We start from the raw sequence: 19,547 nt of genomic DNA on the forward strand, positions 1-19,547 counted from the left end.
AATACCATTCAAAAACCTGGAAATTTCTATCTCCAGGTTTTATTCTAGTTATTTCTACGTTTCAGCTGCAGATTTTGACTCACAGTGATTACAAGAGTAACCAGAGCATAGATAAGGTTCGTCGCCGCCCCCACATAATCTCTGATACTCAGATTATAAGTCGCCCACAGCAGCGCATTGACAACCAGCCCATATTTGATAAGCAGATTGTTCTCCGTCTTCATCAGCAGCAGCGAATACCCGACAGAAGCCACAATCGGCAGATAACCAATAAAGCCATTTTTATTAACAATAACACCGAAGATAATCTGCGCAGCAATAATTCCCCAGGCAAGCAAGCCGCTGAAAACTTGGATAACAAGCACCTGAATAGCCGCCCATCAAAATACATTTAATAAAATCGCCCAGATTTTGAAATGCGCCGAGCACAAACATTTTTTTGTTTTTCCTCTGAAGTATGCTGCACAAAAACAAGACAGCGCTGATTCCCGACAACAGCTGCGAAATAATGTACATCATCAGTTTCCATTTCTTTCAGATTTCCGTCATAATTGGCATTAGATTGACATATTAGCATAAATTTGATTAAAATTTAACAACTTATTATTTTTAAATTTTGCAGCAAAAAACCTGCCAAGCAAAACTTGACAGGTTAATAAAGCTTATTAACTGAGTTCACACAGAGCTAAAGCTCTGGCAATTTCTAGAAGCTAGTAAGCAGATTCTTAGCGCTTTCGCGCTTAGAAGCCGCTTTCCCTAAATTTCTACGCTTCTTAACAGGCGTGCTTCACATTTTGTTTATTCAGCCGCTTTCTCAATCGCTTCAGCCGCTGCAGCCGCAACTTCTTCATCCGTCGTACGCTGAGCCACGACCTCATCAAAGTTCGGCACAGTCGCCAGCGGTTCAATCTCACGATAGTTGGCAATACCAGTACCAGCAGGAATAATCTTACCGATGATAACATTTTCCTTCAAGCCGAGCAGATGGTCTTTCTTCCCGCGAATCGCCGCATCCGTCAAGACACGCGTCGTCTCCTGGAAGGAAGCCGCAGACAAGAATGAATTAGTCTCAAGCGAAGCCTTAGTAATTCCGAGCAGAACAGGACGTGCCGTTGCCGGCTGAGTGCCGCTCATCAGAATCTCCGCATTGGCATCCTCAAAGTCAGTAATATCAATCAGAACACCAGGCAGCAAGTCCGTATCGCCCGGGTCCATCACGCGCACCTTGCGGAGCATTTGACGGACCATAACCTCGATGTGCTTGTCGGCGATTTCAACACCCTGTGAGCGGTAAACCAGCTGAACCTCGGCCAGCAAGTAAGTCTCAACAGACAAAGTGTCACGAATCTTCAGCAAGTGCTTAGGCTCAATTGAGCCGTGCGTCAGCGGGTCCCCGCGGTGAATCTTCGCGCCTTTAGAAGTCAGCAGACGTGCAGTAAACGGCACCACATAAGACTGGCTGTCGTTCTCGCCCTTGACGATGATTTCACGCGTACGTGTCGCCGCATCTTCGACGATATCCTCAACAACACCCGTCACTTCAGAAATCAGCGCCTCACCCTTAGGATTGCGGGCTTCAAAAATTTCCTGGACACGCGGCAGACCTTGCGTGATATCTTCATCAGAGGCCACACCACCCGTGTGGAAAGTACGAAGCGTCAGCTGTGTACCAGGCTCACCGATAGACTGCGCAGCCACCGTACCAACAGCTTCGCCGACCTCAACTGCGTCGCCCGTAGCCAGATTGACACCATAACAGTGACGGCAGACACCATGACGCGTATTACATGTCAAGACAGAGCGGATTGTCACCTCGCTGATACCGGCATTAATGATTTGGTGGGCAATTTCCTCAGTAATCAGCTCATCCGCATCGATGATAATTTCGCCAGTTTTAGGGTCATTGACAACCTTCTTTGTATAACGTCCTACCAGACGATCATACAAAGGCTCCATCATCTCTGAGCCGTTCTTAATATCCGAAATCACCAGACCGCGGTCAGTTCCGCAGTCATCCTCACGGATGATAACATCCTGCGCCACGTCAACCAGACGACGTGTCAGATATCCGGCATCGGCTGTTTTCAGGGCCGTATCAGTCATACCCTTACGGGCACCGTGCGTCGAGAAGAAAGTTTCCAGGACAGTCAGACCCTCACGGAAGTTGGAGATAACGGGCAGTTCGATGGTCTTTCCATTAGGAGCGGCCATGAGTCCGCGCATACCAGACAGCTGCGAGAAGTTGGAAATGTTACCGCGGGCACCCGAGTCCATCATCATGACGATAGGATTTGACGGGTCTTGTGAAGCCACCAGACGGCGCTCCAGCTCTTCCTTCGCATCACGCCAGACATTAGTTACAGCCAGATAACGCTCATCCTCAGACAAGAGACCGCGGCGGAACTGCTTCGTGATTTCCTCGACCTTTTTATGTCCCGCGTCAATAATCGTTTTCTTGTCATCAACAATCGGAATATCCGCAATTGACACCGTCAGACCAGCCAGCGTTGACTGGTGGTAGCCTAAATCTTTCAGACGGTCCAGGAACTCGGAAGTTGCCGTCGTACGATAACGCTTGAAGACCTCTGCAATAATATTTCCAAGGTCCTTTTTCTTGAAAGGCTTCGCCAAAGGCAGATTTTCAATCGTTTCTTTAACGGATTTTCCTGGTTCAACAAAATACTTATCATCAATAGCAACATAATTTTCAGTAGTTGCTTCGTTCAAGTAAGGGAAATCTTCCGGCAGGATATCATTGAATTTTACCTTGCCGACAGTTGTAATCAGAATACGGTCCTGCTGCTCTTTCGTCCAAGATTTCTTCAGCGAATTTGTCGAAATACCGATACGCGTGTGCAGATGCACATAACCGTTATGCAGCGCCAATTCCATCTCTTCAGGGCTTGAGAAAACCATGCCCTCGCCGATTTTACCGGGCTCTTCCATGGTCAGGTAATAGTTACCGTAAACCATGTCCTGAGACGGTGTTACGACAGGCTTACCATCTTTAGGGTTCAGGATGTGCTCAGCCGCCAGCATCAGAATACGGGCTTCCGCCTGAGCTTCCTCTGACAGAGGCACGTGAATAGCCATCTGGTCACCGTCGAAATCGGCATTGTAGGCTTCACAGGCCAGCGGGTGCAGACGCAGCGCACGGCCGTCAACAAGGACCGGCTCAAAGGCCTGAATACCCAGACGGTGAAGCGTCGGTGCGCGGTTAAGCAATACTGGATGCTCCTTAATGATTTCTTCAAGAATATCCCAGACATCAGAATCCAGACGCTCAATCTTACGTTTAGCCGCACGAATATTACCGGCCATTCCGCGCTTGACAATTTCAGACATGACAAACGGCTTGAAAAGCTCAATCGCCATTTCACGCGGCACACCACACTGGTACATCTTCAGTGACGGGCCAACGGCGATAACCGAACGTCCTGAGTAGTCAACACGCTTACCGAGCAAGTTCTGACGGAAACGTCCCTGCTTACCTTTCAGCATATGGCTGAGAGATTTCAGCGGACGGTTGCCGGCACCAGCAATCGGACGGCCGCGGCGGCCGTTGTCAATCAAAGTATCAACGGCTTCCTGCAGCATACGCTTTTCATTCTGCACAATGATACCTGGCGCATTCAGCTCCATCAGACGCTTCAGACGATTGTTACGATTAATAACACGACGATACAAATCATTCAAATCAGACGTTGCAAAACGTCCGCCGTCAAGCTGAACCATTGGACGCAAATCCGGCGGAATAACCGGCAGAACGTTGAGTACCATCCACTCCAGCATGTTGCCAGACTTGTCAAAGGCACTGAGCACATCCAGACGACGAATCGCTTTGATACGGCGCTGACCGGAAGCTTTTTTCAGGTCTTCTTTGAGCTCAGAAATCTCTTTCTTGATATCTACTTCGCGCAGCAAATCCTGAATGGCTTCCGCGCCCATTTTAGCAACAAATGAGCCGAAGCCGTTTTTGAGAATCTGCTCACGGTATTCACGCTCTGACAGAAGCTGCTTCTTCTCCAGGTCAGTTTCTTTCGGGTCAATGACCACATAGCTGGCGAAGTAAATGACTTCTTCCAGCGCCCGCGGACTCATGTCAAGGGCAAGTCCCATACGTGACGGGATACCTTTGAAATACCAGATATGTGAAACAGGTGCAGCCAGCTCAATATGAGCCATACGCTCACGGCGCACTTTAGCATTCGTTACCTGGACACCGCAGATTTCACAGACCTGATTGCGGTAGAAAATTCCTTTCAGCTTGCCGCAGGCACACTGCCAGTCTTTTGACGGGCCGAAAATACGCTCATCAAAGAGACCCTCACGCTCCGGACGCTGTGTACGATAATTAATCGTCTCAGGCTTTTTTACTTCTCCAAATGACCAGTAGCGGATTTTCTGCGGAGACGCAATGCCGATCTGCATACTTTCGAATTTATTTACATCGACCATTCTTATTTGCTCTCCTTCTCTACAATTTCAGTTTCAGTTTCAATTGCTTCTTTCAGCTTTTCTTCTTGCTCTTCAATCATTTCCGGAGTGACTTTTTCGTCATGACTCTGGAAACCAATGTTATCATCAAGTTCACGCAGCTGAATCGCATTGTTGTCTTTGTCCAGCACCTTCATGTCAAGTCCGAGCGACTGCAGTTCTTTGACCAGAACGCGGAAGGACTCAGGCAGACCCGGCTGCGGAATACGCTCGCCTTTGACGATGGCCTCATAAGCCTTGGTACGGCCTGTGATGTCATCAGACTTGTAAGTCAGGATTTCCTGCAGAATGTTAGCAGCACCATAAGCCTCCAGCGCCCAAACTTCCATCTCACCGAAACGCTGTCCGCCGAACTGGGCTTTACCGCCGAGCGGCTGCTGCGTAACCAGTGAGTATGGACCGACGGAGCGGGCATGGATTTTATCATCAACCATGTGGTGGAGCTTAATCATGTACATGACACCAACAGACACACGGTTATCAAACGGCTCACCAGTACGCCCGTCGTAGAGAACGGTCTTTCCGTCGGCAGCTAGGCCGGCTTCCTTGACTGTATCCCAGATATCGTCATCCGTCGCACCATCAAAGACTGGCGTAGCGATTTGAATGCCCAAAGTGCGGGCAGCCATACCCAAGTGGAGTTCCATAACCTGACCGATATTCATACGCGAAGGCACACCCATCGGCGTCAGCATGATGTCAATCGGTGTTCCGTCCGGCATGAACGGCATATCTTCCTGCGGCACGATAATTGACACGACACCCTTGTTTCCGTGACGTCCGGCCATCTTATCACCGACTTGAATCTTACGTTTTTGTGCAATATAAACACGGACAACCTGAGAAACACCGGTTGGCAGCTCATCGCCGTTGGCACGTGTAAAGATTTTCACATCCGCAACGATACCATCTCCGCCGTGCGGCACGCGCAATGACGTATCACGGACTTCACGAGATTTCTCACCGAAAATGGCACGCAGCAGGAGCTCATCTGGTGTTGGGTCAGATTCACCCTTAGGTGTCACCTTACCAACCAGCAAATCACCCTCTTTGACCTCCGCACCGACGCGAATAATGCCGTCAGCGTCCAGATGGCGCAGCGCATCTTCACCCACGTTTGGAATTTCACGGGTGATTTCTTCAGGGCCGAGCTTTGTATCACGGGTTTCAGCTTCATATTCTTCAATGGCAATGGAAGTATAGACATCTTCTTTGACAAGGCGGTCAGACATAATCACCGCGTCCTCGAAGTTGTAACCCTCCCAAGTCATGAAGGCAACCAGCGGATTCTGTCCCAGAGCCATTTCGCCGTTTTCCATGGCAGGTCCGTTAACAATAATGTCGCCGGCATCAACCTTTTCGTCCAGCCTGACAAGCGGACGCTGGTTATATGAAGTTCCAGCATTCGAACGACGGTATTTCTGAATGTGATAAACGTCAAGTTCACCAGATTCACGGCGGATACGGACTTCATCGCCATCCACATATTCAACCACACCGCCGAATTTGGCAATGACAGCCGCACCAGAATCATGCGCAATCTGATGTTCCATACCAGTTCCGATAAACGGTGCATGCGGGTCAATCAGAGGCACTGCCTGACGCTGCATGTTCGCACCCATGAGGGCACGGTTGGAGTCATCGTTTTCCAGGAAAGGAATACAAGCGGTCGCAACGGCAACTACCTGCTTAGGTGAAACGTCCATGAAGTCAGCATCTTCAGCATCAGCTTCAATATTGTTACCAGCGTGGCGGGCCATCACTGTTTCATTGGCAAATCTAGAGTCGTCTGTCAATGGTGAATTCGCCTGAGCCACCACGTAATTATCTTCTTCGTCGGCCGTCAGATACTCAATCTTATCAGTAACTTCGCCTGTCTTCTTGTCCACTTTACGATAAGGAGACATGATAAAGCCGAATTTGTTGATTTTACCATATGAAGCGAGGTTATTAATCAGACCGATATTCGGACCTTCTGGCGTTTCAATCGGACACATACGTCCATAGTGTGTATAATGCACGTCACGGACTTCAACGGAAGCACGGTCACGCGTCAAACCGCCAGGGCCGAGGGCCGAGAAACGGCGCTTGTGAGAAAGCTCAGACAAAGGATTGTGCTGGTCCATGAACTGCGACAGCTGTGACGAGCCAAAGAATTCTTTCAGAGAGGCTGTTACAGGGCGGACATTGATTAAGCCGGCAGGCGTCATGTTCTCGTTTTCTGAAGAGGACATACGCTCGCGAATGACACGCTCCATACGTGAAAGGCCCACGCGAACCTGGTTTTGAAGCAATTCACCGACACAGCGAATGCGGCGGTTGCCCAGATGGTCGATATCATCAACCTTTCCGATGCCTTCAAAAAGCCCCAGCCAATAGTTAATGTTGGCGATGATGTCTGCCGGCGTCAAAACACGGATATTGTCAGCCGGCGCAGCATTTGAAATCACGTTCACCACGCGCTCATTGTCCATCGGCGAATAAACTTTAACAAGCTGCACGACAACAGGCTCTGTCAGAACGGCTTCTTCATTCGGATAATAAGTCTCTGTGACTGCACCATTATCAAAAGCAGGCTTCAATGCGGCCAGCACCTCATGCGTCAGCAAAGTACCGTCTTCAGCAATGATTTCACCTGTCTCAGGGTCTGCAATCGGCTGAGCCAATGTCAAACCGAGCAGACGATTTTCGAGTGCCTGTTTCTTATTGGTCTTGTAACGGCCGACCGGCGCAAAATCATAACGATGTGGGTCAAAGAAACGCGCAATCAGTAAGCTCCGTGAAGAATCAACTGTTTTAGGCTCACCTGGACGCAGACGGTCATAAATATCTTTCAGCGCTTCTTCAACGCGTGTGTCGGCAGGATTCTTGTGAATATCTTTCTCAAGCGTATTCTCAAGCAGCCCTGATTCACCGAGAATGTCGCGAATCTGCTCATCAGAGCCGAAACCTAGAGCACGCAGCATTGTCGTAAAGTGAATCTTACGGCTGCGGTCAAGTTTGGCATAACCGATATTCTTGGCATCAGTGTCCAGCTCAAACCAGGCGCCGCGGTTAGGAATTGTCGTGTGACCATAAGAATCCACGCCGTTCTTGTCTGTCTTGAGATGGAAATAGGAGCCGGGTGAACGCACGAGCTGGCTGACAATCAGACGCTCTGCACCATTGATGATGAAAGTGCCCATCGGCGTCATTTTAGGGAATTCACCGAAAAAGACTTCCTGCTCTTTCAGCTCGCCAGTTTCTTTATTGACTAAACGAAAGCGCACGTGAACCGGCACAGAGTAGTTCGCGTCATGGGCGCGCGCCTCTTCCACCGTGTATTTCGGCTCTTTCATCTCGTAGCCGACAAATTCGAGTTCCATCGTTCCGGCAAAGTTGTCAATCGGAAAGACTTCTTTGAAAGCGTCTGCGAGTCCTTCAGTGACAAAGTCATTGTAGGATTCCGTTTGGATTTCTATGAGGTTCGGCAGGTCCAGCACTTCTTTAATCCGCGAGAAACTGCGGCGGGTACTGTGTTTACCGTAGGCAACATCATGTCCTGACGTCATGTAGTATGTTCTCCTTTTTGAATAGTATTTGCGTCCTCTAGTAACACAAAGGCAGCACAAATTCTGTTCACTTATTTGCATTGAATTTGCCGATAAATGTGAAATTCAGAACATTCAGAAAGTCAACAATTACGTAACAAACTGAATATTTATCTGTTTCAGGCGTCAAAAAAAGCAAGGCGGATATTTTCTACCTTGCTTCAAAAGCAATGGGGACAAGATTTCCCAAGCTTTTTCGACAAATTAACGTGAGTTAATTATATCATATTTTTTCAATTTTTCAAGTCCATTTTCATAATTTTACATAATCTTACGAGCTTTGCCCGCCCATCAGTATAGAAATCGCTGCATCCCTCACGTCTTCAAATGTCTGAACCTTATTTGCAGCCGGTATGGTAACTTTTTTCGAAGAATTGCTTGATTTTGAATTGATTGTCATTCCAAAATCCAAAGTCTGATTATTTTGACTCGTCACTTTCCCGCTTATAACCATCGTCAGCTCACGTTTCTCTCTATCAAGAGTAATTTCTGCCGTCATTTTTTTCAGGTCAACTCCGGAATCAGAGATAGTTTTCAAAATCTGCTCAGTCTGAGCTTTCGTAAGGCTGGCATTAGAAGAAGCAACTCCTGTGAAAAAATCATTGAAAGAACTGCTTCCCACCGGGAGCTTGATAGTCGTTTTACCGCTACTCTGGGTGAAATCAGAATTCGGCACTTTGCTCAGTGCCTTTGTCAAATCAGCTTCGCTGAGAGCCTGTTTCGAAGACGCATTAAACATCTCGTCAATCATGTTCTCCCAACTTAGACCATTGCTGCTCGTTCTGCTGCTCATCAGCTGATGTAATAAGTCGGCGTCAAGAGATAGATAAGGCGCTGTCAATCCCGTAATCATCGCATCATAAACTTCTTCTGTTGCCGCATCGTCCGATGTTAATAAAGAATGGAGGGCACGGTCATTGTAAAGCTTCTTGATATCATCTCCGGGAATGTAGATGCCGGCTTTGACCATCAGCAGATTCAGTTTGAGATTCATGCCGACTGCGTTAATTGTCACAGAGGCACTTGCCGTCTTATCCTTAGTATCCGTGTTCACACTGAAAGCAGCTTTAGCGCCTGCAAGCTGATTGACAGCCTCCGCCCCGTCTCCTGTTGCTTTGACTTTGTCTACGCTGACGGAAAGTTCTTGAACATTGCCGTTAGATTTGCTGAGCGCAGCATAATCTGAAATAAAGGCTTTTTTTGCTGAAACGTTGCTATTGCTGCTGCTCTTGCAGGCAGTTAACGTAAGAGCGGCCATAACTGCCAGAAAGGCAACTAAGACAATTTTTAGTAGTTTTTTCATAATCTCCCGTTCAAAATTAGCCACGCAGATGCCCAGCTGATATAACTATTATAAAGTAATCGTTTTCCAAAAGCAAGGTGTTACTCAGTAAATTTTCCGTAAAACTTTCCCTTTAAATTATACATTCCTACTTAGATTGCTCAACATGTCCGAGTTCATCCACAGTTATACCTTCTAATCGCAGCAAACGAATCTGTTCAACCCGTCCAAATCCAGTCAAAGCGATTTTTCCATCCGAGCGGATAACCCGCCACCAAGGCAGCTCATATTTGTCTGACAAACTGTGCAGAATGCGTGCAACTTGGCGTGCGCCGTTCGTCAGTCCGGCCAGATTAGCGATTTCTTTGTAGGAGGCAACCTGGCCATAAGGAATGCACTTGATTTGCCGGATGATGTTCTGAGTGTCCAGCTTTAACTTGGAGAAATCATCGCCGGCTTCAAATTCGTGACTTTTGTCCATTTGAATGAATTAGTTCAGCAGAAAATCAAGAACATTGGAGCCCGTTGTCGTCGAAGCGCGGTAAAGCTCGGTATAGCCGCAGCTGGTGCAAGTGATTGTAATCATTTTTTTGTTCTGAATGTTCATGAACTTTGCAAAATTACCGCCAGTCGCTTGAAACTGGTCCTGCTCATAGTGCTGGTTCCCGCATTTTGGACAGACATACTGTTTTTGTTCCATTTTTTTGTCTTCTTTCTTCTGCCTTTGTCGGCAGATATTAAACTGAGGAGTCGTTTTCCGCAGTTTACCAGATATTGACGCGCTTTTCTTCCGGACGGTACATGCCGTCGCCCTCTTTTACGTCAAAGGCGCTGTAGAATTCTTCCAGATTTGTCGGCGGAACGTTGGCACGGAGCTTGCCGGGAGCGTGAACGTCCGTCGAAAGCAGCATCTGCTGGAATTCAATGCTGGCTTTCATGCGCCAGATTGTTCCCCATTGCTCGAAGAATTCCTGAGCGCTGTAATCGGCCTCTTTCTGCGCAGCACTAAGTGCACAGGCAATTCCGCCATTGTCCGCAATGTTCTCCGACACGATGAGCTTGCCGTTTACTTTGCCGGCTTCAGTTTCCAGGCCGTCAAATTCTGCAATCATCTCGGCCTGCTTTTTCTCAAAGGCAGCGTAATCTTCGTCTGTCCACCATTTGTGCAAGTTGCCGAATTTGTCAAATTGGGCGCCGTTGTTGTCAAAGGCGTGAGAAATTTCGTGCGCAATGACTGCACCGATTCCGCCGAAATTTTGCGTGGCAGACTGTGTTGTCAATGAATAGAAAGGTGCCTGCAGAATTGCCGCAGGGAATACAATTGTATTTGAATTAGGCGAATAATAAGCATTTACCATGTGAGCAGGCATATGCCACTCTGTCTTGTCCACTGGCTCTGAGAATTTTTCAAAATGACGCGCAGTCAAAATTTCGGAAAATTTAACCATATCCTGATAAAGTGTTCCGTCGCCCACAATGAGTTTGTCGTAGACAGCCGGCAGTTTATCCGGATAACCGACAAAGACGGTCAATGCGTTCAGTTTGTCAATCGCCAAATCAATTGTTGGACGGCTCAGCCAGGCATTCTTGTCCAAACGCTCCTGATAAACAGCAATCATGGCTGCGACCATGCGTTTTACATCTGCTTTGGCAGATTCACCGAAATATTTTTTGCCGTAATAGAGGCCGATGACCTGGTCAAAAAAGCTTTCAGTGACATCCAGCTGGTGTTTGATTTGTGAGCGCGGCTCGGCAGTATTCCGCAGGAAACGTCCGAAATCTGAGCCCAAAATACGCAGGTCTTCTGACAGATAACTTGTGGCCTTGCGGGCTGCATTGACAAGCATCCAGGCTTTTATCAGCGGCCAGTTCTCTTCGTTCACGATGCTGTCGAACTGCTCAAAGAAACGGTCTTCAAAGACTAAGACTTTGTCGGCTTTCTGTCCAATCAATTGCTCAATATTAGCTGCAAAATCAATGTTTTTGAAATTTGCTGTGAATTCTGCAATTTGTACGGGATGATAAAGCTCAGCGTATTTTGCCCATTCTTCAGAGGTATTGCTGGCAGGTACCAGCAGGGCATCGAATTTGACTGCGTCGGCTGCAATCTGCTCAGCATCCGCCAGGCCAAGTTTTGTCAAAATTTCAGCGGAATTTTTCTGCCAGAAATCAAGCAGCTCGGCTTTACGCGGATGATTTTCTGCATAGTAGCTTGTGTCAGGCAAAATCAGACCCGGACCAGTGAATTCCAAGGCATGATGCAGCGCATCTTTCATGTCCACACCGACGCTCAATCCCCAAGGCAGAGCCGCCTGAGAATGGAAAACTAAATCAGACGCCTGTTTGTTCAGTTCTGCCAAATTTGTCAAGGCCTCAATTTTTGCCAATTCAGTCTTGACAGCTGAAAAATCGTCGCTATTGCGCGCTTCCCAGTCACCGGCCTTTTTGTAGAATTTAACTGCCTGCTTGAGCAGAGCATCAGCTGGTTCTACTTTGACAAATTCAGCCAAATCTGCACTCAATTTACTCTCATTTTCAATGACTAATTCGTCAAATGCGGCAATACGAGGGCGGTCTGCCGGGATTTCAGCTGCGGCCAGCCATTCAGCATTCACCGCCTCAAATAGGTCGTCTTGGATTCTTGTCATATTTTCTCCTTTGTTATATCATCCGTGCAAGCCTTGATTTTGAGCTTGCCCTGCTTGTATGCTAATAAAATAAATAATATCATTTATTTCAACAGAACTCAAGCAAGAATACGGCTTTTTGGACATTTTACAGACATTCTAACTTTCACCTTTTTATTCCTTGAATAACGTTCGCGCAAGCGCTCGGTTTCAATCAAAAAAGGAACCAACCCGTGAAGTCAGTTCCTTTAGCTTTTAAGCGTCAAGTCTTGTCGAAATATCATTGTTGAGGAATTTGAAATGCTGGCGCAGGAACGGTGTTACCCAGTAGTCCAGACCAATTTTACTTGCATTAAAACCACCCATCATGATGATGAATCCGATAAGAATGAGCGTTGGAATGTTGGACAGCGAGCCGCAAAGCAGATAGGTAAAGCCCATCATCAAGCCGAAGAAATTAGCCGCGAGCGTAAAGCAGCCGACAATCAGCCCAATACCGACGAGCAGCTCGCCATAGGGCACAAGAAAGTTAAAAGGACCTGCATTAGTACCGCCTTGAGTTGTCGCTTTCAAGAAATCTGTAAACCAGCCATAAACGTAATTCCCCGGATTCCCTGGCTTGTTTGCAAGAGGCAGGGCAATAGCCCCTTTAATCATGCCGATAGCATTAAAATCAGGTTTGAAGACCTTGTCCGACGAGGCAATAACCCAGAGAACACCCAGGTAAACCCTCAATACAGTCAAAATCCACATTGCTACTTTACTTTGTCGAATAAACGAAATCATAAAAATTCTCCTTTCTTCTCTTCTGAGATTGTGAAATTGTGTATCCCACTTCTCTATTTTAAACTTTTTTTTAAAATTTCCAAGTGGATTATAGATACTTTAAAGGAAAGTGTGCACTTTTTTAGAAAGATTGCATAATTGTGTCGAAAAACTTCTTGAGAATCACTTTTCCTTCAGGTAACTCTTACCAAGAGACTTGTATTCATCCGGGTATTTTGATTTGTAGCGGCGCATCATGATGAAAGCGATAACGCCGAACAAGAGCGGCCCGCCAGCCATGGAAACCACGCTCGTGATTGTACTCTGCAGCGAAGCCTTTTGAGCAGCCGCTGACATTTGCGTGAAATCAAACACAGGCTGAATAATGGTCATGAAGTTGGCACCGATAACAACAATCAGAACCACAACCGTTAAGAAAGTCACAACTGCGTGCGATTTGAAATATTCAACCGGCTTTTCAATTGCCTTGTTATTCTTAAAGTACCAGTAAGCAATCACAATCAGGATATAAGGCAGCGTCATTGAAACATTGGCCATATAAGTCAGAATTTGATAGAACTGAGTGGCACCGCCTTGCTGAGTGATGTACTTCAGGATGACGATGATTGTAACAATGATAAATTGAACCAGCATGGCAAACTTAGGCATGCCGTCCTTGGAAAGCTTAGAGAGACACTCAGGCCAAAGCTTTTTCGGTGTACCAGTGATAAGCTGTTTGACAGGGCTGTATGTCAGTGTGAAGAAAGCACCCATATATGCGAGCAACATAGAAAGGCCGATGTAACGGGCAAAAATGCCTCCGATAATCGATGCCGTCGAGCCGGTAATACCAAGTGCTTGGGCCACTCGTTCACCGAGCGTTTGAATCAGCTGGTAAGGTACCGTGCCCAGGTTCATTGTCCCGTTCGTAATTTGAGGAAGCCAGTCCTTGTCATAACTGATAAAGAAGCCGACGCAGAGAATGGCCACTGAATAGCCGACCGCAATGATGATGGCCGAGAAAATCAGGCCGCGCGGGAAATTACGCTTTGGATTCTCCGTCTGATCGACCAGTCCGCCGACCGCCTCAACGCCGCCATAAGCAAAGATAGCAAAAACGAGAAATGAGATATAAGAGACAATTCCGCCGTGGAAGACCGACTTAGGCGCCGCCGATACGATGAATGAATTAAGTGTAATCGGAGTTTCCGGATGCCCATTGACAACCAGGACAATCAGTGCGCCGAGGATAAGAATGACGTTCAACGCCAGAACTGCCGTACCTGCAACTGAAGTAAACTTCTTGATTGTATCCACACCGCGGGAAACTGCAAGCGTTATCAGTGCCATCCAGATAACAGCCACAATCGAAATCCAGCCGATATTCGGCATTTTGTCAGAATTACCGAAAATCAGATTGACAATCGGAAGCAGGATTTTCGAAGAAACAGTGACCATCCAGATGATGTAGCTGGCGTACCACATGAAAGTGCCGATAAAAGCGAAAGTCGGGTTAACCGCCTCCTCCATCCACGAATAAATGCCGCCGCGCGCCTCCTTGAAAGCCGAGCCCATTTCCGTGACCATGAAAGCAAAAGGAATGAAGAAAAGCAGAGCGCCGATGATGTACCAGGGAATGGCGCCGTAGCCCATCTGGTAGAAGGCGACGGGAATATTACCGAAGCCGTAGACTGATGTGAAAATCATCAGTGAGAGGGCAATCATGGAAAGCTTGCCCTTGTTTGGTTTAGACATAATACCTCCTAATGTATTATTATTTTTGTACATGTGGCCAGACTATGTCTTTCTTGCCGGCATATATGAGCTCAGCACAACACAACTCCTCTGTACTGCATATCACCAGCGTAAGAATTTTTGCACACACAGACAATTATTTAAGAATTAATTGCAAATTTATTGAAATTGTTAGAAAATTTCGAGAGATAACTAAAGCAAGCCGCTCAATTTTGCCTGAGCGACTTACTTTTTGAAATCTAAGTTTTTTTGATTTTACACTTCGTTTTACGCTTCGTTGTTCAGACGAATGATTTCAAGCAGCGTATCCACTGCTTTCTCCATCACCTGAACGGAAACGAATTCGTAACGGCCGTGCATATTCTCGCCGCCGGCGAAAAGGTTCGGCGTCGGCAGACCCATAAACGAAATCTTAGAGCCGTCAGTTCCGCCGCGCACTGGCTCAATAATTGGCTTGATACCGAGATTTTCCATTGCTTTCTTAGCCAGCTCAACAATCCAGAAATCCTTCTCAATGACCTCAGCCATATTGTAGTACTGGTCCTTCATGTCAATCTTGACGCGCTCGATGCCAAGCTCTTCGTTCAGCATCTTAGCAACGTTTGTCACCATTTCCTTGCGCATCTCAAATTTCGCCTTGTCATGGTCGCGGATGATGTAGGACATGCTGGCTTCTTCAGGCGTGCCGTCAAGTTTGAGCAAGTGGAAGAAGCCCTCGCGCTTTTCAGTCTTTTCAGGACGGTCAAATTCAGGCAGCGCATTGTGGAAGTCAATGGCCACTTGCAGGGCATTGACCATCTGATTCTTGGCTGTTCCCGGGTGGACATTTTTTCCTTGAATGTGCACTGTGGCAGCGGCTGCGCTGAAAGTCTCGTATTCCAGCTCACCCAGCGGTCCGCCGTCGACTGTGTAAGCAAAGTCCACATTAAAGTCCGGCACGTCAAATTTATCTGCGCCGATACCGATTTCTTCATCAGGGCCGAAGCCGATGCGAATTTCTCCGTGTTTGACTTCCGGATGATTGTGCAGATACTCAGCCAGGGTCATAATTTCAGTCACGCCGGATTTGTCATCAGCGCCGAGCAGCGTTGTGCCGTCTGTGTGAACAAGTGTCTGGCCTTCGTAGTTCTTCAAGTTAGGAAATTCAGCCGGGTCCAGCGTAAACTCAGTGTCGCCAAGTTTAATCACAGATTTTCCGTCATAATTTTCCAGTATCTGCGGATTGATGCCGTCAGCGTTAAAATCAGCCGTGTCCACATGACCGAGGAAACCGATTTTCTTAACCGGCTTATCCATGTTGGATGGAATTGTACCGATGATGTAGCCGTTCGCATCAAGATAGTGCACGTCTACAACGCCGTACTGCTTCATCTCTTCGCCGCGTGCCAGGGCAAATTCTTTCTGGGCAGGCGTGGTGGGCGTCGTCGTACTGTTTTCGTCAGAGCGTGTGTTCACACGGACGTAACCTAGAAAACGCTCAAGCAATGTGTCATATTTCATAATTTTTCTCCTTTACCTTTTGTTAATATGTGTCGTACCTTAAATATTCTTTACATAAAACATTTTATCATTTTCTTGTAATCACTGTCAAATTTCCAAGACAATTTTCGTTAAAAAATGTTCAGATTATGGAAATCTGAACAAATATGAGTTCTATAATTTAAGCATCAAAGCTTTCTGTCAATTGCGGTACAACCTGTTTTTTGCGTGAAACAGCGCCGGCCAGGAAAGCATGGTCATCTTCCAGTGTAAAGTGGAAAGCAGCTTCAACCTTATCAGGGTGTGCGCCGATTTCGATGATTTCTGAGTTTGAGTTTACAATGTCAGTCACCATGAATACAAAGTCATCAAAACCTTCAGCTGTCATGTAAGACTTGATAGCAGCTTTAATTTCGTCAAGGCGCGCAAGCACCTCTGGAATATCAACCGTATTCACCTGCGCGATGCGGACTTTGGAGCCGTTCAGCTCAAAGGTCTTCGCGTCAATGTCAATCAGCTCCTCAGCTGTCTTAGTAGCTAAGTTTGTTCCAGCTTTCAGCATTGCCAAACCATATTCCTGAAGGTCAACGCCGGCGATTTTGGCTAAATCCTCTGCCACTTTAAAATCAGTTGGATGAGTTGTCGGTGATTTGAGAAGCAGCGTGTCAGAAATTAAGCCTGACAGCATCATGCCAGCCAAGGCCTTAGGAATCTCAAGATTATTGCTTAAAAAAGCACGGTAAACAATTGACGAAGCGGAGCCGACCGGCTCAACCTGCATGAACAGCGGAGCTGCTGTGCGGAAATTATCCACGCGGTGATGGTCAACCACACCAAAAATAGTCAAATCTTCAATATCGCTGATAGACTGCTGGAACTCGTTGTGGTCCGTCAGGATAACTGTGTCAACGCCCTCTTCTTTAGCCGACTTGACAATGCGCGGTGCTTCAAGCCCGAAATAATTCAGCGCAAAAGCCGTTTCTTCATTGACTTCGCCCAGTGCAACTGCTTCTGTGTTCATTGCCCCGACAGGCACATTTTTGCGCAGGTAGGCAAAGCTCATGGAAGAGCCGATGGCGTCAGTATCAGGATTCTGATGGCCGAAAACTAAAACTTTATCTAATGACATTAAATTTTTACTTCCTTTTATTTATTCGTATTAATTATAGCAGAAACAATGGGTTTTTTCACAGTTTTAAAAGTCTTTCGCTCATCAGCGGATGCGTTTCATATAATCTTGATAAGACTCCGTGTCCATCAGTTTTTCTGCATTATGGACACGCGCAGATGTCGGCGGTTTAACGCCTTCCAGCTGGTATTTCCAGCCCAGTTCGCGCCATTTAAACTCGCCCATCGTGTGATAGGGGAGAACTTCAAACTTCAAAACATTTTTCAGTGTTTTGACAAATTCGCCTAATTTGACCAAATCCTCGTCAAAGTCGGATTCTCCTGGGACAAGGACATGACGAATCCACATGGCAACTCCCTTTTCAGACAGATATTGTGCAAACTCCAGAATATTGTCGTTTTTATTAGCAGTTAATTCCTTATGCCGCTCGGGATTGATTTCCTTGAGGTCAAGCAGGACAAGGTCAGTTACCGCCAGCAAGTCATCAATATGCTCCGTCACGTAAGAATCCGTTTTGTAAGGCTGTGCCGCCGTGTCAAGCGTCGTGTGAATGCCCAGGCTCTGCGCATAGGTAAAGAGCGCCGTCACAAAATCAATCTGCAGCATGGCCTCACCGCCGGAAACTGTAATTCCGCCGTTCTCGCCCCAAAATCCCTGAAAACGAAGCGCATCCTGCATCACGTCTTCAACCGTACGCGTCACCGCCCGCTCACTTTTCATCGCCCATGTATCCGGATTGTGACAATACTTGCAGCGCATACGGCAGCCCTGCATGAAAACAACAAAGCGCACGCCGGGTCCATCAACCGTCCCGAAAGTTTCAGTCGCATTGACCAAGCCTGTTACCTGCTTTAAAGCTTCTATATCTATCGCCATGAGATTTCTCCCTAATATTATTCTTAACAATCTTATTTTACCGCAGATTGGAAGTTTTATCAAATCTAAAAAACTAAACGAGGCTGCATAGGTCTTTTGCAGCTTTCCCAATACCAATAATAAAAAAGCTGATTATTAATCGGCTTTTTCATCTTCATTTTCCGTTTTCGGCAGAAATTCAACCCGAACCTTGACGATACGCTTGTCTTCAATCTCAAGCGACGTAATCGTCAAATGCTCATCATTCTCCTCATCATCAACCCGTACAGTAATCTGCTCGCCCTTTGACGGAATCGAGCCTAACTTGTCAAGGTAGAAGCCGGCAATCGTGTCCACATCATCAGATTCCAGATGCGTCCCGAACTCTTCGTTGAAATCATTCAGCGTGACCCGGCCTTGAACGACCCAAAGGTTGTCGCCGATTTTTGCAAAGTCGCGGCTGGCAATATCTGACTCGTCTTCAATTTCACCCACGATTTCTTCCAGCAGGTCCTCCAGCGTGACAATGCCTTCAAATCCGCCGTATTCATTAAGCAGAACGGCCATCTGGTTATGTGTTCTCTTCAGCTGGAAAAGCAGATTGTCCACATCAATGGTTTCCGGCAGAAACAGTGGCTCCTGCAGCACCTGACGCAAGTCCAGATTTTCAAAGCCCTGGTCAAAACCGACTTTCAGCAGACGCTTGGTATGCAGAATACCGATGACCTTGTCTTTATCATCTTCATAAACAGGCACGCGCGAATAGGACTCTGACAGAATCTCCGCGATATTTTCCTGCGTGTCATCCTCAATATCAATCATGAAAGCATCCGTCCGGGGCACCATGATTTCCCGGGCCACCATGCCGTCAAGACTGAAGACCCCCTGCAGCATGTCGCGTTCTTCATCATCCAGCGCTTCTTCATTTTGTGAAAGAATGTACTCGATTTCGTCGCGGGACATGGTATCCTCGGCATCATCAAATTTCATCGGCGTGATACGGCTCAGAAGATTGACCGAGCTAGCCAGCAGCCAGACAAACGGCCGCAGAATGAAGCCGATGACCTGAATCGGCTTGGCCACAAACAAGGCCATCCGCTCTTTCATATTCTGCGCAATGCGCTTAGGATAAAGCTCGCCCAGTACAATTGAGACATAAGTCAAAACTGCCAGCACCAGAATTTGTGCCACAATCTTAAAATGCGGACCGACAAGAGGCACTAATTTTTCTGTCAGACTGTCCGACAAAGACGAACCAATCAAAATCTGAATCAAAGTGATGGCCACTTGAATCGTCGACAGGAAATTGGAAGGCTTGTCAAGAATCTTAATCAGATTCTGATAGGATTTGCTGCCTTCACTGGCTTTCTGCTCTACTTTTGCCCGAGAAAGTGAAACGAGCGACATTTCAGCGGCAGAAAAGAAGCCGTTAATAACGGTAAGAACAATAAGCAGTACTACTTGAAACAGAACAGACTGTTCGGCGGGGTCAGCCATGAGGCGGGAATCTCCTTTTGAATAGCGGGGCACAAGCACCGTTTTTTATTAATCATACTTCAACACAAAAA

At 47.0% G+C, this 19,547-nt stretch carries 13 protein-coding genes; all 13 read right to left on the minus strand.

The features are described 5' to 3' along the window. Positions 1-44: 44 nt before the first annotated feature. The 13 genes from ACYQ2E_RS00305 to ACYQ2E_RS00365 all read right to left on the minus strand — a co-directional run bounded on the left by ACYQ2E_RS00305 (position 45) and on the right by ACYQ2E_RS00365 (position 19,476). Positions 45-365, minus strand: a complete 321-nt coding sequence (locus ACYQ2E_RS00305) for a YgjV family protein (protein WP_460016046.1) — start codon at positions 363-365, stop codon at positions 45-47. 433 nt (positions 366-798) lie between these two features. Further along, positions 799-4,458 carry a DNA-directed RNA polymerase subunit beta' gene (gene rpoC / locus ACYQ2E_RS00310; RefSeq protein ID WP_460016047.1) on the minus strand — a complete coding sequence of 1,220 codons (3,660 nt, stop codon included), beginning with the start codon at positions 4,456-4,458 and terminating at the stop codon, positions 799-801. A gap of 2 nt (positions 4,459-4,460) precedes the next feature. Beyond that, positions 4,461-8,048, minus strand: a complete 3,588-nt coding sequence (rpoB, locus tag ACYQ2E_RS00315) for a DNA-directed RNA polymerase subunit beta (protein WP_460016048.1) — start codon at positions 8,046-8,048, stop codon at positions 4,461-4,463. A 310-nt stretch (positions 8,049-8,358) separates the two neighbouring features. Next, entirely contained in the window at positions 8,359-9,390 is a 1,032-nt protein-coding gene (locus ACYQ2E_RS00320) for a hypothetical protein (RefSeq protein ID WP_460016049.1), read from the minus strand. 127 nt (positions 9,391-9,517) lie between these two features. Beyond that, positions 9,518-9,850 (minus strand): MGMT family protein, encoded by a 333-nt coding sequence (locus ACYQ2E_RS00325; protein WP_460016050.1) that lies wholly within the window; start codon positions 9,848-9,850, stop codon positions 9,518-9,520. A gap of 9 nt (positions 9,851-9,859) precedes the next feature. After that, positions 9,860-10,069 carry a zinc ribbon domain-containing protein gene (locus ACYQ2E_RS00330; protein ID WP_460016051.1) on the minus strand — a complete coding sequence of 70 codons (210 nt, stop codon included), beginning with the start codon at positions 10,067-10,069 and terminating at the stop codon, positions 9,860-9,862. Positions 10,070-10,133: 64 nt separating this feature from the next. Further along, positions 10,134-12,017, minus strand: coding sequence for an endopeptidase PepO (gene pepO / locus ACYQ2E_RS00335; RefSeq protein ID WP_460016052.1), 1,884 nt, complete (start codon positions 12,015-12,017; stop codon positions 10,134-10,136). 234 nt (positions 12,018-12,251) lie between these two features. Then, positions 12,252-12,782, minus strand: coding sequence for a Crp/Fnr family transcriptional regulator (locus ACYQ2E_RS00340; RefSeq protein WP_460016053.1), 531 nt, complete (start codon positions 12,780-12,782; stop codon positions 12,252-12,254). Positions 12,783-12,944: 162 nt separating this feature from the next. After that, positions 12,945-14,516 carry a glutamate/gamma-aminobutyrate family transporter YjeM gene (gene yjeM, locus ACYQ2E_RS00345; protein WP_460016054.1) on the minus strand — a complete coding sequence of 524 codons (1,572 nt, stop codon included), beginning with the start codon at positions 14,514-14,516 and terminating at the stop codon, positions 12,945-12,947. Positions 14,517-14,783: 267 nt separating this feature from the next. Next, the gene (pepT, locus tag ACYQ2E_RS00350) at positions 14,784-16,016 is read right to left on the minus strand and encodes a peptidase T (protein WP_460016055.1); all 1,233 of its coding nucleotides are present in this window, start codon (positions 16,014-16,016) and stop codon (positions 14,784-14,786) included. 160 nt (positions 16,017-16,176) lie between these two features. After that, positions 16,177-17,124: a manganese-dependent inorganic pyrophosphatase gene (locus ACYQ2E_RS00355; RefSeq protein ID WP_460016056.1), complete on the minus strand. Its 948-nt coding sequence runs from the start codon at positions 17,122-17,124 to the stop codon at positions 16,177-16,179. Between the two features lie 84 nt (positions 17,125-17,208). Continuing rightward, entirely contained in the window at positions 17,209-18,000 is a 792-nt protein-coding gene (gene pflA / locus ACYQ2E_RS00360; RefSeq protein ID WP_460016057.1) for a pyruvate formate-lyase-activating protein, read from the minus strand. 135 nt (positions 18,001-18,135) lie between these two features. Further along, on the minus strand, positions 18,136-19,476 hold the full coding sequence (locus tag ACYQ2E_RS00365) for a hemolysin family protein (protein ID WP_460016058.1): 1,341 nt from the start codon (positions 19,474-19,476) through the stop codon (positions 18,136-18,138). Positions 19,477-19,547 lie beyond the last annotated feature (71 nt).

The sequence above is a fragment of the Lactovum odontotermitis genome (genome assembly GCF_054658595.1).

Coding starts and splice junctions, on each gene's coding strand:
- pepO (WP_460016052.1), bottom strand. CDS start 12,017: ATGACAAGAATCCAAGACGACCTATTTGAGGCGGTGAATGCTGAATGG.
- rpoB (WP_460016048.1), bottom strand. CDS start 8,048: ATGACGTCAGGACATGATGTTGCCTACGGTAAACACAGTACCCGCCGC.
- ACYQ2E_RS00330 (WP_460016051.1), bottom strand. CDS start 10,069: ATGGAACAAAAACAGTATGTCTGTCCAAAATGCGGGAACCAGCACTAT.
- ACYQ2E_RS00355 (WP_460016056.1), bottom strand. CDS start 17,124: ATGTCATTAGATAAAGTTTTAGTTTTCGGCCATCAGAATCCTGATACT.
- yjeM (WP_460016054.1), bottom strand. CDS start 14,516: ATGTCTAAACCAAACAAGGGCAAGCTTTCCATGATTGCCCTCTCACTG.
- pepT (WP_460016055.1), bottom strand. CDS start 16,016: ATGAAATATGACACATTGCTTGAGCGTTTTCTAGGTTACGTCCGTGTG.
- ACYQ2E_RS00325 (WP_460016050.1), bottom strand. CDS start 9,850: ATGGACAAAAGTCACGAATTTGAAGCCGGCGATGATTTCTCCAAGTTA.
- ACYQ2E_RS00320 (WP_460016049.1), bottom strand. CDS start 9,390: ATGAAAAAACTACTAAAAATTGTCTTAGTTGCCTTTCTGGCAGTTATG.
- ACYQ2E_RS00365 (WP_460016058.1), bottom strand. CDS start 19,476: ATGGCTGACCCCGCCGAACAGTCTGTTCTGTTTCAAGTAGTACTGCTT.
- ACYQ2E_RS00340 (WP_460016053.1), bottom strand. CDS start 12,782: ATGATTTCGTTTATTCGACAAAGTAAAGTAGCAATGTGGATTTTGACT.
- rpoC (WP_460016047.1), bottom strand. CDS start 4,458: ATGGTCGATGTAAATAAATTCGAAAGTATGCAGATCGGCATTGCGTCT.
- pflA (WP_460016057.1), bottom strand. CDS start 18,000: ATGGCGATAGATATAGAAGCTTTAAAGCAGGTAACAGGCTTGGTCAAT.